This window comes from Cohnella herbarum, from assembly GCF_012849095.1.
GTDB classification, from domain to species: Bacteria; Bacillota; Bacilli; order Paenibacillales; family Paenibacillaceae; genus Cohnella; species Cohnella herbarum.
Map to the genome: position 1 here is coordinate 3,577,156 of NZ_CP051680.1, position 15,209 is coordinate 3,592,364.

The window sequence follows — 15,209 nt, forward strand, 5'->3', positions numbered from 1 at the left end:
ATACCGATCTAGTGGGGTTAAATACCGATCATGGGTTAAATACCGAGTTTCGTCTATACGATGTGCAATTCGAGATTCATCAAGCTGGCCACCTTCTTCAACCGTCCGTTGATATGGCCGATTCCAAGCGCGAAGTGATGCGTCGGGCCGGCCATGCACCAGCTCTCTACGAACTCGGCGGTTCCCCTGTTGAACTGGCATCTCGTATTGGTGTTGCCCGTCCTCGGAATATCGCCCTTGATCGACTCACCCTCCGTTGCGATCAACCGGTAGCTTCCGTCTTGATTTTGCGAAATCGACAGCAACGTCACCGGACCCGCCTTGATACTGAATTCCACTCCGATTCCAGAGCCGCTCTTGCCATGGAACAGATCCAATCCCCGAATAATCGGCTTTCCATCGCTTATTTTCACATTATGAGGACCGTCATGCCCGACAAGCACGATATCGTCATGGAAATCGCACGGATGCAGCTCGGAGAATGACCCGCCCGCCTCTAAACGATCCATCAGCATCATTGCCGCGCAAGTTTTCAGGTCGGCTTCGCCCGCGAGCGGAATTCCTTTGCCGGTCAGTAGGGAATTACCCAAAGTCATGTTGGAAGCGATACGCTCGTATTCGTTCCCGTCCACTCCGCGATAATAATAAGCCATGCCCGCCAAATCCTCCTCCGCGATCAGACGATCCATGCCCGCGGCAACCTTCGATGCCCACTCCATATCCTCTGGCTTGACCAGCCTCGTGATCGGATCGATGAACGGCTCCGCGATTTCGAATACGCTTAAAATCTCCTCTTGCTTGGCTTTCCGCTCCTGATCCGTTACGCTGTTCACCTGCTTGGCCAAGTCGCACATTTCCAGCATCTGCACATGCGCTCCGAAAGCCGAAGTAAACGCGGTCGGGTCCGAGTGCATATCGTACATGCCCTCATACGTATGTCCGAGATACCCGATCTTCGAACGCTTGAAGGCACGCTTCGCGTTAGCGGCCAGACACCAATCCTTCAGTTCGTTGCGAGCTCTCGGATCCTCGTTCAACGTGCCGACGACCATTCCCGCGGCCGGTTTACCGATTCTTCTCAACACGCCGCTGATTTCCGGCAACGCGCATATGTTATCGTTGACGAGTTGCATGTAAGTCGTCGTGTTCGCGTAGTCCAAAGCATGTCTAGGCTGAAGAGCGACCAAAACCGTCGGAACCCCTACGTTCGTAATGACGCCCGTTGCAACCGCCGAAGTCACATAAGTGCTGAGATTGCAGAACAACAAATCCAGATCGCTGTTTTTCAACATCTCGGCTACCGCGAAGGAGCTGGCCATGTCGTCGACGAAACCTCCGGATACGACCTCCACCTCATGACCGCGAATAATCTCCTCCAATTGTTTGCCATATCCGATCAGTTCCGCTTCCAGTCCCGGGAATTGAACCCAATAAGGCTTATGTCCGATCGTTACGACTCCGACTCTTGCTTTTTTGCGTACCGTTGCGTTTCTCATTTGTTATTCCTCCTGTTGGTTGAAAATCTATTTGTTCGAGTATCTATTGATCTGAATCCCTGCTAAACCATAGGCCAGGAAAAAATAATCGTCCGTCCACGCCAACGTGTCCTCGTCTCTGTTCGCATGCCAATTCGGATAACTCGTACCCGTCTCGGGCGAGCGGCGTCCGCTGTAGGAGTCTTGGCCATAACAATAATCCGTTTCTCCTTTAGGTTGATGATGCGGGCCTAACAAGTTTCTTAGCGTGTTGGTCACATGGATTTCGATGCAGTTGCTTCCCTCCGTCACCCACTCCGTAATATCCGCCTTAAAAGGCTTCCACGCCAGCTTCGACGCTTCTTGACCGTTGATTTTCACGACCGCAACGCATGCTTCCAAACCCGATAAAGAAATCTCGATTCGTTCATCCGGCGCTACAACTTCGAAGATCGCTTCCGTCACATATACCATCGTACCGGAATAGAAAGGATAGCCGCCGGACGGCCAGTTCTCTCCCGCGGACGCGCGCTCGGAACCTACTGTAAGCCGAGGCGTCAAACGTTCGCAGCGATTTCGGGCGACCCGCTCGGAAAGGTTGCCGTATACCGCGAAATCGCCGATCAGGTAGATGGATTCGAGCTCCACGCCGGGGATGTTCTGAAAGCGGTTCGCGTGGAAAAAGTTCGTCTTTCTTAACGGGCTGAACCGTCGCGTCATCTCGATCCGATTCACCCCTGTCACGATGAGGGAAGTAATCTCAATCGGCAAGAAGGAGCGATCCATATAATAGGGCAAGCCATCATAGCGAACGCGGGTTCCATTCACGAGAATGTCATAATCCTCCGCTTCCTCAACGACTACCGCCATGGAGGAAGGCAAAGCTTCGGCTTGAAAATCGTAACGCAGCGTAACCGGTCCCTCGTAATCCTCTTCGGTAAGAATTTCCTGCACCGCAATAACCGGTACCGTCACCGAATAGGGCTCATCGCCTTTTCTATATTGGCAATAATCCAGCGTCATGGCGTTCGGGTCGGCTCTGCGCATAGCCATTTGCTCTGCGGATACCGAGACTGTATCTATTAAATTTACGGAGGAACCTGACGATATCTTGGCACTGTGATCCGGTAGGGCGGTTCTTTGTTCGAAGACGATGACTTTGGATTGCCATGGCTCCAAGCTGAACTCGATACTGACGCTCTCGCTTTCATTGCTAGCCAGCGTCACCAATAGCCCGCTCTCTAAATCATATTGATGAGCCGAGCGGTATCGACTCGACCGTAACTCGACGTCCGCTCTCCGCGAATCATTCGTATTCAGCACATAGACGAGACGTTGATCATCCAACACTCGCTCATATACCCATATCGAATCGATCTCCTCGCCTGCAAGCACTTGAACCGCTCGCTCCTGCGCTTGCGGATAAACGGCCTTCCGTAAAGCCTGCGTGCTATTGTCGATCAAGATCGCTTTCTCCTTCAGGCGCAGCAGGGATTCCGACTCCTCGCAATCCACGAGGGTAGGGAAGGATGAAGTCGCGATCAGAACGCCGCCAAGTTCGACGAACCTCTCAAGCAAGCGCAGGGTCGACTCGCGAATCGTAGTCAGCATCGGCAAGATCACCGTACGGTACGACATCTCGCCTATCCGAATGCTACCCTCCGAATCGACCGCCGCCTTCCGCTCCATGACGTGCTCGTCTCCGTAATCGAAGCCGATCTGGGCAGCCATCAGGTTCATGCTGAGTTGCGTCAATTGGTCATTCATCACCGACAAGTCGGTTGCCTGACGCTTCATGAAATCCAGCGGATCATATGAACCATAGGCGGATTCAATCGGATGAATGACGAGAGCGTCGGCCGCGAAAGTTCCTTGATGCAGCGCGTAACTGAGCCGGGCGAAATAATCGGAAACATATCCGTACTGCTCCCACCATGGCTGCTGTTCCGATAGATGCGGCACATAGATTCGTTTGCGTCTGCCTCGCATCGAGTAGAAAGAACCATGTAAGCAACGATGATTGATACCCAGAATGGCCATATATTCGGCAATTCTTTTTTGATCCTGAAAGGTCAGCGCTTGGGAACTCACCCCGTACAGCTCGGCCAGAACGGTCTTTTTCCCTTCTTGATGCGCGATGCTGGAGCACTGCTTGGGCGTCATGATAAAAGGAATGCTCATTTCGCCGGAGCGATCCATGGCCGTCCATCTTAGATTACCGGTCAGATGATCGATTCCCGGCAGCTGCATGTAGCTGTACAGAGGCATCGCCGCGACGGTATAGCCGATTTGCGAATCCAGCCTGTCTTCTCCCATAAGATGGCCGCTGAATTGCAGCCCCCTCTCGGCGCACCACTTGGATACCTGTTCGAAGTAAGCTTCTATAAATAGCGACAATTGAATTCTTCGGTAATGATATCTGACTTTATAAGAGGACTCGGAACGATGGAACAGGTCGGCAATGCGATCCTGCAGCCGATATCCCCACTTTTCTTCGAAACGGATGAGCAATTGCTCGGACCACGGAACGTGATGGGGGAAAAACTCGGGTTCATCGACCCACACCGAGAAAATCCCTTGGCCAAAGGCATCCTGCATCCGCTCCCACGGCTGATCGTAGCATTGCCGCAAATAGGTGGCTATGGCCTCTTGATCGAGCAGGTTGATATAATTCGGGATGTACCGTTTTACGTATGTAAAACGATCATCCTTCAAGAGAACTTGATCTCCTGGCTCCTTCTCTTGACCCTCTTCAAGCGCGGCAATGACGCAGGCGCGATGCTCGGGCTTCAGTTCGGGAATTCCACCCGGCATATATCCGGCCTGCAAGTACACTTTCATACTTCGTTCATCGGCTTGCTCTACGATCGTCCGCATCCGATTCAGGAAATCCTCGCTTAAGTACTCCGTTCTCAAGCCGTCGAACGTTCTCGCGATAACTGCTCCGCAGCCCGCTTCGTGGAGCGTTTGAAGCTGCCTTGTCAATTCCTCGTCCTCTAATCGGTCGTTCAAGAACCATAGGTTCACGCCCCGATAAGCCGGTCCGGGACTTCGAACTGGATTAAAGATCAAATGTCTTCTCCCCCTTTGCACGTGATGGATGTGACTTAATCATATGAAATCGCGATATTCCCAAGCAATGAACTCCTTTTTTGTTTTTTGAATAATTTTACGATTGAAAACAAAAAAGATCCTATCTAACTGCGATAAGGAGTCGGAAAAGATGATATATTATTGGATAAGGAGGAGTGATCGGAAGATGTTGAAGCCTATAGCCGTTTATTTCGAACAGTGCGATTCGGGATGGGGAGTCACCGAAGCTTTGATTCAGAATCACCTTTTAATGGTTGTAACGGAGGGAATCATGCAATATACGATCGACGGTCGAACCTTCGTTCTAAGAGGCGGAGACGCCGTTTATGTGCCTAAAGGCTCCTTGCGTTCCGCCAGCCATCAGTTGGATCAAAAGCACGAGATGTACGTGGCGCATTTTCATTACGAGCCTGATTCCGTTGCGTTGCCTCTTCTAGTGGAGGGCACGGCTTGCCATGCCAACATCTCCAATGAAGCCTACTACAAGCAGCGGTTTTCTTTGCTGACGCAGCAATGGTTAGGCAAGAACACCTACTACGACATCACCTGCCATTATCTGCTGCTAGAGCTGCTCACTCTGTTAAATATCGAAATCACGCACAAAGCCGATCCGAGCTCCAACAATGTGGTGCTGCAAATTCAAGAATACATCACGAGGCATTATCGCGAGAAAATCGGATTGCCCGATCTAGCCCGCTTCGTGAATCGCACCCCCAGCTATATTAGCTCGGTTTTCCGTGCCGTCACGGGGCAAACGATCACCGAATACACGCAACAAATCCGGCTTGCCGCCGCCCGCGATTTGTTGACCAAGTCGCATATGACGATCGGCGAAATCTCGAATCATCTCGGTTTCTGCGAGCAATCATACTTCAATAAAGTGTTTAAGAAGGCGACAGGCCTTCCGCCTTCCGCGTTTATTAAAGAGTACAGATACGGCCTCGCTTCTCCTCAGGGGATGTGAGCATGGAGCGCCGCGGACATGGCGACGATTCCGCGGTTTAACCCCGGCTGCATCGGCACAGCAAAAAGGCTGCCCAATGATACAGGCAGCCCCCTCTTCCCGACTTGCTATGCTTTGCGCATCAATTGCCGAATGATCACTTCGCTTGCCGCCGGGGTTACCGTTCCCTTGGGATCGAATCTCTTGTCTCCGCTCCCCTTCATGATCCCTAGAGCCTGAACGGCTCCAACGGCCGCTTTCGCCCAGCTGCTGATCAATGCATTATCCGCGAAATTCGGCTCGCCAGCTGGCGGTTCCTTACCCGACTTATGCTCATACGCACGAGCGATCATTACCGCCATCTCCTCGCGCGTAATCGCTTCGTTCGGACCAAACCGTTCTCCGCTGCGGCCTTTAACGATTCCGGCCTCATGCGCCGCGGCAATCGCTCCCGCGTTCTCGTTCGCCGGATCGACGTCGACGAACGCGGACTTTCCTTCGGCGGATGCAGTAAGCCCTAACGCCTTCACGAGCGCGGCCACGAATTCCGCTCTAGTCGCTTGCTCGACCGCAACAGCCTCTCCTTCGCCACCACCGTCGCCTTTTTCGCCACCCGACTGACTCGGTTGATTCGCGAACCTAACGTTATCCAGATACATCGTTCCCGCATAATCGCTATCGACGTCGGCGACGACAATCGTAAGATCCCGTAAAACGGTTTCCGCCTCGATCGACTTATTCTCGTTAATCTTGTTCATATCGAAGCTGACTTCGATACGATATAAGCCGTCGGCCGTCTTCGGACGTTCTCCGAGCTTAGCAAGAGAAATATCGTAATTATCCGAAGCTTGCGCCCAGTATCCTAAACTCGGAGGCGCCATCGCCAGATTAATGGAAAGTTTGCCTTCGCTTGCTCGGACCGGCTTAAGGAACAAGTCGAAAATTAAGTACCTATTGGTTCCTCGAGTCGCGTTAATTCCGGCAAGCATGATGCGAGGAGCGGATGCCCAACCGTCGGTAGGCTTGACCTCGGGATAAGCGACCTCCCAAGCAACCGCCTTCGAGCCATTCGCCTCTTCGATCGTCAGCGCTCCTTTGACGCCCGAAGCTCCGTCCCAACCCCATCCCTGCAGCGTCGAATCTTCGAAGTTCGAAGGAAGCGTAGGAACACCGAGTGGAGCATTCACGATCGTTTGCTCTGCGACAACGCGTTCCTTCGGCTCATAGGCAATCCCCTTGATTCTCGCCCGAACATATTCGCCGGATATGCTCAATTCGGATACGTCCCATTTTCGATCGATACCCGGATCAAGATTCGTAGCTTCCGTCTTCCCTAGTTCGAATGGCGTAAACGCACCCGAAGTCTCGTTCTTGTTCGTAAGCGACCAATTCACCCAACTAATGTTATTCTCGTTAAGGAAATCGAGCCATACATCGGCCTCCTGCAGAAATGGTCCATTGTTCCCGCTTGCCTCGCTTGTTCCCCATTCCGTCGCGAACAGCGCTTCTCCATGTTCGAGCGCGTATCTGGCGTTGCTCATAACGTTCGTCCGATCGGAGCTCTTATCCGCAGCCGCGTGGGTACCGGTATAAAAATGCACCGTATACATCGTATTGGCATCCGCGACTCCTTTATTGAGATCCATGATCGGATTGTCGGCAGCCAGATCCGGTCGTTGGCTCCAGTTCGGACTGCCCACGATAATGATATTATCGTTGCCCTTGCCTCGAAGCATCTTGACGATCGGTTCCGCATACGATTTGACCGTCGCCCATCCGGCAGCGTCATTCGTTACTCCAGGCTCGTTGCTGCTAGGCTCGTTGGCCAATTCGTACAAAATATGTTTGTTGTTCGGGTAGAGATCGGATATTTCGGAGAAGAAATCCATGGCTCCGGCATACACTTCGGCATTCGGATCTCCGGGCGCATGAACATGCCAATCCACGATCACGTACATATCGTTCTTGATCGCGAATTCGATTCCGTCAATGACTCTTTGTTTGATCACGGCCGGAGTAGACGCATATCCGTTTTCCCCTACGTACATGGCAAGACGGATTACGTTCGATTCCCAATCTTCGGCTAGAGCGGCGAAAGCATTGTCGTTGACGATCTGGGGAAACCATTGCAAGCCATGAGTACTCATTCCTCGTAATTGAATCGGTTTTCCGCTGGCATCGCTCAGAGTTTTGATTCCGTTTTTCGCTACTAATCGCAAGGCTCCTCCCTTGGAAGGTTTAATGACGGCATCCTTTCCGATGACCCGAGCATATTCGGCTTCCGATTTACTCGGCGAATAGGCCGCTTTTGAGCCATTATCCTGTTCCGCGGCAGCTCCGCTCGACCCTGGCAAATAGGCCACGATAATCCCCGTTACGATGACGATAGCTAGAATCCGCGAAGACATTCTCATTTTCACAGTGAACCCTCCAATAGAATTAGAAATGGTTTAGCTTGTCAATCAGCAACTCAATCCGGAAATCGCTTTCATTTTGAAAGAACCAGGCTCCCAGCCTCCCTCTTCATCCTTTGAAAAATATAGAAAACGTTTTCTTAACTATAATTCAACCTTCCGCGTTTTTCAATCGCTAGTTTTGTCGATAATCGTCCGAGAACTCGAATGCGCCGAAATCCTCTTCGTTCGCCATGCCCTGGATATCCTCCGCGCTTATGCCGATATATCGGTAACCATCCGTAGCGGACTTGCGCAGAGCTTTTTCCTTCATAAACTTAGGGCTGCCATCGCCAGAGTCTTCGTCGTAGACCAAGAGAATCCCATCCGATTTTCTCAACAAGAGATCGTCTCTAGCCGCGAACTGCCATGGACCGATATAAGGCTGTTTGCTTACCGCGCCTACGTAATCGACGTCTTTTAATAAACCATCGTAATAGGCCTTCTTGTCTTCCTTCCACTTCTCCTCTTGATTAAGGAATGCCGTGATGATCGACAGCTTCAGTTGCGGATATTGCCGTTTCAATCCTATGACCGCTTCGCAAGCCCACAGGTCGACGCCGTACTGACCGGGTGTGATGACCCATTCCAGACCCTCCTCGATCAAGGGAATGAGCTTAGATGTTATCGTCTTCTGAATAAAGACGATCCCTTTATGTTTTTGATCGAAAATACCAAGCTCGTGCGCCCGATATCCGGTGATCAGAAGATTTTTCATTTGGAGCTCCCTTCGGGTTGAACCGACCTATCCGATTTCCGTCCATCGTTAACTGTAACAGGAATTCGGGACAACTGCCATAGACGACCCCTTTCGGAAAAAAACATGCGGCAATCGACTGCGGCTCGCTCCGATTGAAATCCATATAAATATCAGATTCGTCCAGTATAACCTCCTCTTTTTCCATTGAGATCGACGCAATCATGAGCAATAATGAGAGCATGCCATGCTATTCGCGGAGGAGAGATCGATCATGCGCAAAGTGAAAGTCGGTATTATCGGCACGGGGCAAATTAGCGGGATTTACTTGAAAAATCTGACGGAAACGTTCGACGCCATCGTAGAAGTGAAAGCGGTTGCGGACAAAGTCGTCGAGCTTGCGCGGAAACGCGCGGAGCAGTTCGGCATCCCGAACGCATGGACCGTGGAGGAACTCTTAGCCGATCCCGAAATCGAGATCGTATTGAATCTGACCGCGCCAGTCGTACATGCAGAGATTAACCTGCTCGCCTTGCGGGCCGGAAAGCACGTCTATACGGAGAAGCCGTTTGCCTTAACGCGCGAGGACGCGGACGAGGTGCTTCAAGTCGCCGACAAGAAGGGGCTCCTCGTCGGATGCGCTCCGGATACGTTCTTCGGCGGCGGGTTGCAAACTTGCCGTAAGCTGATCGACGAGGGCTGGATCGGAACGCCGTATTCCGCCAACGGTACGATCATCATGGGTAACGCTTCGGGAGGCATGCATCCGAATTTCCAGAACTTCCTCAAGCTTGGCGGAGATCCGATCATGGATATGGCTCCCTACTACTTAACAGCGCTCGTTTTCCTGTTGGGACCCGTTGGCAGAGTAACCGGGACGGCTAGGCAGTTGCATCAGGAAATTACGGTTATTAATCCGAAATCCCCCTTTTACGGCGAGAAGGTCGCGATCGAAGCTCCGACTAACGTTTCAGCGGTGCTTGATTTCCGAAACGGAGCCGTAGCTAGCCTTCAAGCGGCCAAAGAAAGCTTCGGTTACTTGCCGAGATTGGAAATCTTCGGAACGGAGGGCAACCTGATCGTTCCGGATCCGAACTTCTTCGGCGGTAAAATCGCGATTCAGTTTCCTAACGGAGAAACGAAGGACATTCCCTACTCCCACGGCTTCACCGAAGATACACGCGGAATCGGTCTGGCGGATATGGCTTACGCCATTCGCAACGGTCGACCTCATCGCGCGAGCGGTCGGTTGGCGCGGCATGTGCTCGATATTTCCCTCGGCATCTTCGATGCTTCGAACGAAGGGCGTCACGTGATGCTCGAAACGACCGTCGACCGCCCGGAGCCGCTGAGTTTAGGGCTGAAATATAACCGGCTCGACGTTAGCGATATATAAAAGTCCATAACCCGATAAAAGGAGTGTCACCCCAATGAACCGTTTCCCAATCGCCATTCAGCCCTATACCGTTCGAGAAGCCATGAGCCAAGATTACGTAGGCACCTTGGAGAAGCTTGCCGCAATCGGATATGAAGGAATCGAGCTTGGTCTTCCTCCGGAAGGAATGACGATCGACGAACAGATCGCGCTTCTGAATCGTCTCGGCCTGCAAGTCATCGGCACGCACGCCTCGTTCGACAACTTGGACGTCGACTTCGGGCGGTTAACCGATTACCTTCATCGAACGGGCGGCAAGTATATCGCCTTGTCGATGCGATTCGATTCCAAGGACGACGTGCTGCGCAAGTGCGAGCAATTCAATACGATCGGCGAGTTATGCCGGAACGGCAATGCCACTCTTCTCTACCATAATCATGATTGGGAGTTCGCGAAATACGATAACGAATACGTGCTGGATATCATCCTGCGCGAAACCGACCCCGAGCTCGTCAAGCTGGAGCTCGATACGTATTGGGTTCGCAAAGGCGGAGAGGATCCGGCAGCCTATTTAAGCAAGCTGTCTAACCGTTGCCCGCTTCTGCATATCAAAGACGTCGAAGCCGGAGAGGATCAGTTTTTCGCGGAGATCGGAGAAGGGATATTAGACTTCCGGGCGATTGCGGACACCGCCGCACAAGTAGGCACGGAATGGCTCGTCGTCGAGCAGGATCAATGCCGCCGGGATCCGTTCGAGAGCTTGGCGATCAGCTACCGCAATCTGGCTAACATGGATTTGATCGCAAGCAAACGCGCGAATCCATCCTAAGAGGAAATCTTTATGCCTGATCACGCATTGGAGACGGAGATTTCCCTTCGCTCGTCGCTTAGCCTTCCCTCGATCCGCGTGCTCGGCGACTTCGTAAGTAAACAAGGAACGGGGATTAACGAACGGGATATCCCGGATTACGAGGTACTCTGTTTCCCCGAAGGTTCGGATTCCATCTACCGGATCAACGGGCAGGAATACACGCTTAGTCACCCTTGCTTTATTCTTACGCGGCCCGGAGAGCTTCATAGTTATATTTACGATAAGAATAAGCCGACCAGACATCTGTTCATCCACTTCTGGTTAAGGGACTTCCCGGCGGATTCATTGCCCTTGTTAATGCAGAACGGTCCCTCCGTTATTCCTTACGAGGGAGAATTTCTGATCTTGCTTATGAAGCAGATCATGGCGATCGCGCACGCGAAGCCGGAACGGCTGCAAGAACGGGGGAGCCTGCTTCTGCTGACACTGCTTGCGGAAATTCACTCCCTCGTCGTCGATGAACCGGTCGCCGAAGCGACGAAACGGCTTCCGCCCCAGATCTCGACCGTATTGGACACGATCGACTCTTCGCTGTCATCCGATCATACCGTCGAACGATTAGCCGGCCTGGTCGGTTGGACGCCGGAGCATCTGTCCCGTTCTTTCGTTCGCCATCTCGGGTTATCGACCAAGGAAGCGATCAAGCGGAAGAGGATCGACCGCGCATGTCATCTGCTGTTGTATGGACAGAAGAGTATTAAGGAAATCGCCTTCGAAGTCGGATTCGCGGACGAGAATTATTTTTGCCGCGTCTTCAAGACGGCCAAAGCCATTACCGCAACGGAATACCGCGTTAAGCACTACAACCCGCGATATGGGGATTTGGCTCCCGTCAATGACAGGGAGTCTCCTTATCCTTCCAATCGGGTATTCTTCGGAGAGTTGTAAAAAGAAGTTCAAAAATTCAAATTGCAATCGCGAAGGAAGCAAGAAGCGGATTCGGCATCGAGTCTTGTATTGAGCCAGCATACCGGTTTTGAACACACGATAAGAACGGAGGAGCAGCCATGTTTCCATTTCGGGCATCTCTGAATGCCTCGACTTTATTCCCTTACCGGCTAGGAATCTGGGAGCAGATTCAAGTCGCGGCGCAAGCAGGTTACGCTGGAATCGAAATCTGGATGAAGGATTTGCAAGCCTATGCGGAAAATGGCGGTTCCGTCGCCGGACTTCGAAGCAGGGCGGCATATCTCGGAATCGAGATCGTAAACGCGATCTCGTTCCTTCCATGGGCGGATGCGGATGAAGCCGTCCGTACGAAAGGCAGGCTGCAAACCGACGAAGAGTTGACGTTGCTCGCCGAGCTTGGCTGTCCCGCATTCGCAGCTCCGCCTTTCGGGAACGTGGAGAGCGTTACGCTTGAGGAGATGGCGGTTCGGTTCGCACAGTTGAACGAACAAGCGCGCAGCTATGGCATCTCTCCGATCCTAGAATTCTGGGGCAGAGCCAAGAAATTATCTACTCTAAGCGAAGCCGTCTCCGTTGCGAAGCAAAGTGGCGTAGGTGACGTTAAGCTGTTGCTCGATCCATTTCATATGTATACGGGGGGCAGCTCGCTCGACGATCTGTCGGCAATAAACGGGAGTAGTATCGGAATCGTTCACGCGAACGATTATCCGCTCCAGCCGCCACGGGAAACGATCACGGATGAAGATCGCCTCTTTCCCGGGGACGGAATCGCCCCATCGGCCGAGTTTGCCAGGCTCCTAACCGCGAGCGGCTACCAAGGTTTTTTGTCGCTTGAGCTATTCGCTTCGGATTATGGCGGCAAATCCGCCTTGGAAACGGCTGCTTACGGGTTAGCCAAAATCAAAAGCGCTTATGACGTCTGACTCGAGCAAAGTGGGATACGGTGCATGAGGCTACTTTGGGCCAATTAGGCTATGGCAGAGGAGAAAAAGCGGAAAATCCGGTTACTTCGAGCCAATAGGGGGACGCTGGAAGATTGATAGGCGGAAAATCCGTCTATCTCGAGCCAACTAGAGTACTTTGGAGGAAAGATAGGCGGAAAAACCAGCTATTTCGGGATAACTTACGGGTACTGGAGGATTGATAGGCGGAAAATCCGTCTGTCTCGAGCAAGCTAGCGGGCTCTGGAGGTGAATTAGACGGATTTTCCGCTTAACTCAAGCCAACTAGCGGGCGCTGGAGGAGAACAGACGGAAATTCCGCCAAACTCGAGCCTGCTAATGCTCTTCGGTTTAACCCTAGATTTTGGTTACTATCGTCCGATATATCACTTTTTGTGCGTTATCTCACCACTCAGTCACTTCTGTAAATACTCAGCGGCACACAGCACACTTTTTCTAGATATCCGACCAATTAGACCGCTCTTAACGGCTTACAGCACACTTTCCCTAGATATCCGACCAATTAGACAGCTCACAACGGCTTACAGCACACTTTTTCTCGATATCCGACCAATTAGACCGCTCTCATCGACTTACAGCACACTTTTTCTAGATATCCGACCAATTAGACCGCTCTCAGCGGCTTACAGCACACTTTTTCTAGATATCCGACCAATTAGACCGCTCTCAACGGCTTACAGCACACTTTTTCTAGATATCCGACCAATTAGACTGTTCTCAGCGGCTTACGGCACACTTTTCCTCGATATCCGACCAATTTGACCGTCCTCAGCGGCTTACGGCTTCCCGAGTGGAGATTTAGAGCGGACCAGCAGGTTTAAAACTCTGAAGTCGGCTCCATGCTTGGAGTTAAAGCGGCTAGGCCGCTTTATTTCTGCTTACGGAGCCACTTTTTCCGATTTAAGGCGGCTAAACCGCTCTTTTTCTCCCTGCGGAGTCACTTTTTCCGATTTAAGGCGGCTAGGCCGCTCTATTTCTGCTTACGGAGCCACTTTTTCCGATTTCGGTTAGACCCCCTAAATCCGGAGTATTACTGATGAAATACGTTGCTGTCGTAAAAATACTTGGTTTACTAGCGTTTTCCTCAGGATTTCGATTCTTAAACGGCTCGAGTGTACTTTTCTAAAGAATCAGTCGTTTGCTCCACCCACTTCATGAAAGCCGTTGGGGACCGTTTTCCCAGGCTTCTGTGCATGCGGCGGTTGTTGTAAAAATCAATGTAATTCCGTACAGCTTCGTGTGCCTCCTGAAAAGATTCAAAGCTCTCTTTTCCAAGCAGATCTCGCTCAAGGGTGGCATGAAAGGACTCGATGTATGCATTCATATTAGGTGTCTTTGGAGGAATGCGCTCATGCATAATTCCCTCTGCTTCGCATAACTCTCCAAACGCCTTGCTGATAAATTGGGGGCCGTTATCGGTGCGAATGATCGGCTTGCTCTCTTCGGGCTTTAGACGTGACTGTAACGCCTTTTTCACAGCTTCGCATACGTGTTTGGCTTCGCAATTCGTACCGATATGGATGCCGACGATACTGCGATCGTAAACGTCGATCATATCTGCGATGTAGAAAAACTGATCATACCCCGCAACGTATCCATACTTAATATCGAGCTGCCAGACTTGGTTGGAACCTGTTATCGTGTGATTGCGTGCTAGGCGCCTTGGATAGTGAACCTTCTTACGTCGTTGCGGATGAAGAATACCGAGCTTCTTACAGAGGCGGTACACTTTTTTCTTATTGATGATGAGTTGGCGCTGTACGTGTAAGCATTCTGTTAACAACAGATAGCCGTAGCTATGCTCTTCGCCAGACACCAGCTCCATTAACCACTCTTCAATCTGTGCATTACTTATTACGTTTCCGCAAACCGTTAGAGAATGCTTAGTTACAGGGCGTCCTCGGAGTGGCATTTTTGTTTCTGTAGTTGTATCCTCACGTGATGCTTTCTTTCGTTCGTAGTACGTCGAAGACGCGGCCCCCACAATGCTTAAGATGTTAGCTACTGTATGTCCCTGCTCAATGAACGTCTGGGCAACGTCGAGTTTGTCATTGAGGCAGGGTTCGTCTTTTTTACGAGTTCGCGCAGCACCTCGATCTCTAACTCTTTTTGCCCTAACGCCTTTAATGCACGCTCGTACTTTTCTTCCAGATCTGCAAGTCGCTTGGACTCCATAACTCGTTCGTCGATCGTTGGCAATGAATCTGCCCCAAACGTCTCTTGATATTCCACTACCCATGCTCTAATTGTTTTCGGAGTCACGTCATACTTTCTGGCCAGCACGCCTGCTTTCATTCCCGCAAGAGCCTCTTGTGCTGCTTTGTAACGTACTTCCTTAAAGGCATTATTTCGCTGTCTCATTTCCGCTCGCCCCCCTAATGAAATACTACCTTATTTCCCTAGCCATTCTCCAATTCATTTAGGGGGCTTA

The 15,209-nt window shown here is 51.5% G+C and carries 11 protein-coding genes; 5 read left to right on the forward strand and 6 right to left on the reverse strand.

Features of this window, described 5'->3' with window-relative positions; all coding sequences use genetic code 11:
- Positions 1–53: 53 nt before the first annotated feature.
- Together HH215_RS15935 and HH215_RS15940 are read right to left on the reverse strand one after the other, a co-directional pair.
- Positions 54–1,496: an L-fucose/L-arabinose isomerase family protein gene (locus HH215_RS15935; RefSeq protein ID WP_169280803.1), complete on the reverse strand. Its 1,443-nt coding sequence runs from the start codon at positions 1,494–1,496 to the stop codon at positions 54–56.
- 27 nt (positions 1,497–1,523) lie between these two features.
- Positions 1,524–4,547 carry a glycosyl hydrolase gene (locus HH215_RS15940; protein ID WP_169280804.1) on the reverse strand — a complete coding sequence of 1,008 codons (3,024 nt, stop codon included), beginning with the start codon at positions 4,545–4,547 and terminating at the stop codon, positions 1,524–1,526.
- A 187-nt stretch (positions 4,548–4,734) separates the two neighbouring features.
- Between HH215_RS15940 and HH215_RS15945 the strand changes: the two genes are divergently transcribed.
- A complete protein-coding gene (locus tag HH215_RS15945) occupies positions 4,735–5,532 on the forward strand; it encodes an AraC family transcriptional regulator (RefSeq protein ID WP_169280805.1) in 798 nt (265 codons plus the stop codon).
- Positions 5,533–5,639: 107 nt separating this feature from the next.
- Here the strand turns inward: HH215_RS15945 and HH215_RS15950 are convergent, their stop codons facing one another.
- Together HH215_RS15950 and HH215_RS15955 are read right to left on the reverse strand one after the other, a co-directional pair.
- Positions 5,640–7,925 (reverse strand): carbohydrate-binding domain-containing protein, encoded by a 2,286-nt coding sequence (locus HH215_RS15950; RefSeq protein WP_174887690.1) that lies wholly within the window; start codon positions 7,923–7,925, stop codon positions 5,640–5,642.
- Positions 7,926–8,100: 175 nt separating this feature from the next.
- The gene (locus HH215_RS15955; RefSeq protein ID WP_169280807.1) at positions 8,101–8,682 is read right to left on the reverse strand and encodes an SLOG family protein; all 582 of its coding nucleotides are present in this window, start codon (positions 8,680–8,682) and stop codon (positions 8,101–8,103) included.
- A 253-nt stretch (positions 8,683–8,935) separates the two neighbouring features.
- Between HH215_RS15955 and HH215_RS15960 the strand changes: the two genes are divergently transcribed.
- From HH215_RS15960 to HH215_RS15975, 4 genes are all read left to right on the forward strand, one after another.
- Positions 8,936–10,057 carry a Gfo/Idh/MocA family protein gene (locus HH215_RS15960; RefSeq protein ID WP_174887620.1) on the forward strand — a complete coding sequence of 374 codons (1,122 nt, stop codon included), beginning with the start codon at positions 8,936–8,938 and terminating at the stop codon, positions 10,055–10,057.
- A 34-nt stretch (positions 10,058–10,091) separates the two neighbouring features.
- Complete coding sequence (locus HH215_RS15965) at positions 10,092–10,865, forward strand: sugar phosphate isomerase/epimerase family protein (RefSeq protein WP_169280808.1); 774 nt, start codon at positions 10,092–10,094, stop codon at positions 10,863–10,865.
- Between the two features lie 12 nt (positions 10,866–10,877).
- Complete coding sequence (locus tag HH215_RS15970) at positions 10,878–11,795, forward strand: helix-turn-helix domain-containing protein (protein WP_169280809.1); 918 nt, start codon at positions 10,878–10,880, stop codon at positions 11,793–11,795.
- A gap of 119 nt (positions 11,796–11,914) precedes the next feature.
- Positions 11,915–12,739 carry a sugar phosphate isomerase/epimerase family protein gene (locus HH215_RS15975; protein WP_169280810.1) on the forward strand — a complete coding sequence of 275 codons (825 nt, stop codon included), beginning with the start codon at positions 11,915–11,917 and terminating at the stop codon, positions 12,737–12,739.
- Between the two features lie 1,138 nt (positions 12,740–13,877).
- On the opposite strand, the gene HH215_RS15980 is transcribed toward HH215_RS15975, so the two are convergent.
- Both HH215_RS15980 and HH215_RS15985 read right to left on the reverse strand, forming a co-directional pair.
- Complete coding sequence (locus HH215_RS15980; protein ID WP_169278256.1) at positions 13,878–14,762, reverse strand: IS3 family transposase; 885 nt, start codon at positions 14,760–14,762, stop codon at positions 13,878–13,880.
- Between the two features lie 17 nt (positions 14,763–14,779).
- Positions 14,780–15,139, reverse strand: coding sequence for a helix-turn-helix domain-containing protein (locus tag HH215_RS15985; protein WP_169278257.1), 360 nt, complete (start codon positions 15,137–15,139; stop codon positions 14,780–14,782).
- Positions 15,140–15,209 lie beyond the last annotated feature (70 nt).

Excerpts from the sequence above, each read along its gene's own strand:
- HH215_RS15935 (WP_169280803.1), bottom strand. The coding sequence starts at position 1,496 with ATGAGAAACGCAACGGTACGCAAAAAAGCAAGAGTCGGAGTCGTAACG.
- HH215_RS15945 (WP_169280805.1), top strand. The coding sequence starts at position 4,735 with ATGTTGAAGCCTATAGCCGTTTATTTCGAACAGTGCGATTCGGGATGG.
- HH215_RS15950 (WP_174887690.1), bottom strand. The coding sequence starts at position 7,925 with ATGAGAATGTCTTCGCGGATTCTAGCTATCGTCATCGTAACGGGGATT.
- HH215_RS15955 (WP_169280807.1), bottom strand. The coding sequence starts at position 8,682 with ATGAAAAATCTTCTGATCACCGGATATCGGGCGCACGAGCTTGGTATT.
- HH215_RS15960 (WP_174887620.1), top strand. The coding sequence starts at position 8,936 with ATGCGCAAAGTGAAAGTCGGTATTATCGGCACGGGGCAAATTAGCGGG.
- HH215_RS15965 (WP_169280808.1), top strand. The coding sequence starts at position 10,092 with ATGAACCGTTTCCCAATCGCCATTCAGCCCTATACCGTTCGAGAAGCC.
- HH215_RS15970 (WP_169280809.1), top strand. The coding sequence starts at position 10,878 with ATGCCTGATCACGCATTGGAGACGGAGATTTCCCTTCGCTCGTCGCTT.
- HH215_RS15975 (WP_169280810.1), top strand. The coding sequence starts at position 11,915 with ATGTTTCCATTTCGGGCATCTCTGAATGCCTCGACTTTATTCCCTTAC.
- HH215_RS15985 (WP_169278257.1), bottom strand. The coding sequence starts at position 15,139 with ATGAGACAGCGAAATAATGCCTTTAAGGAAGTACGTTACAAAGCAGCA.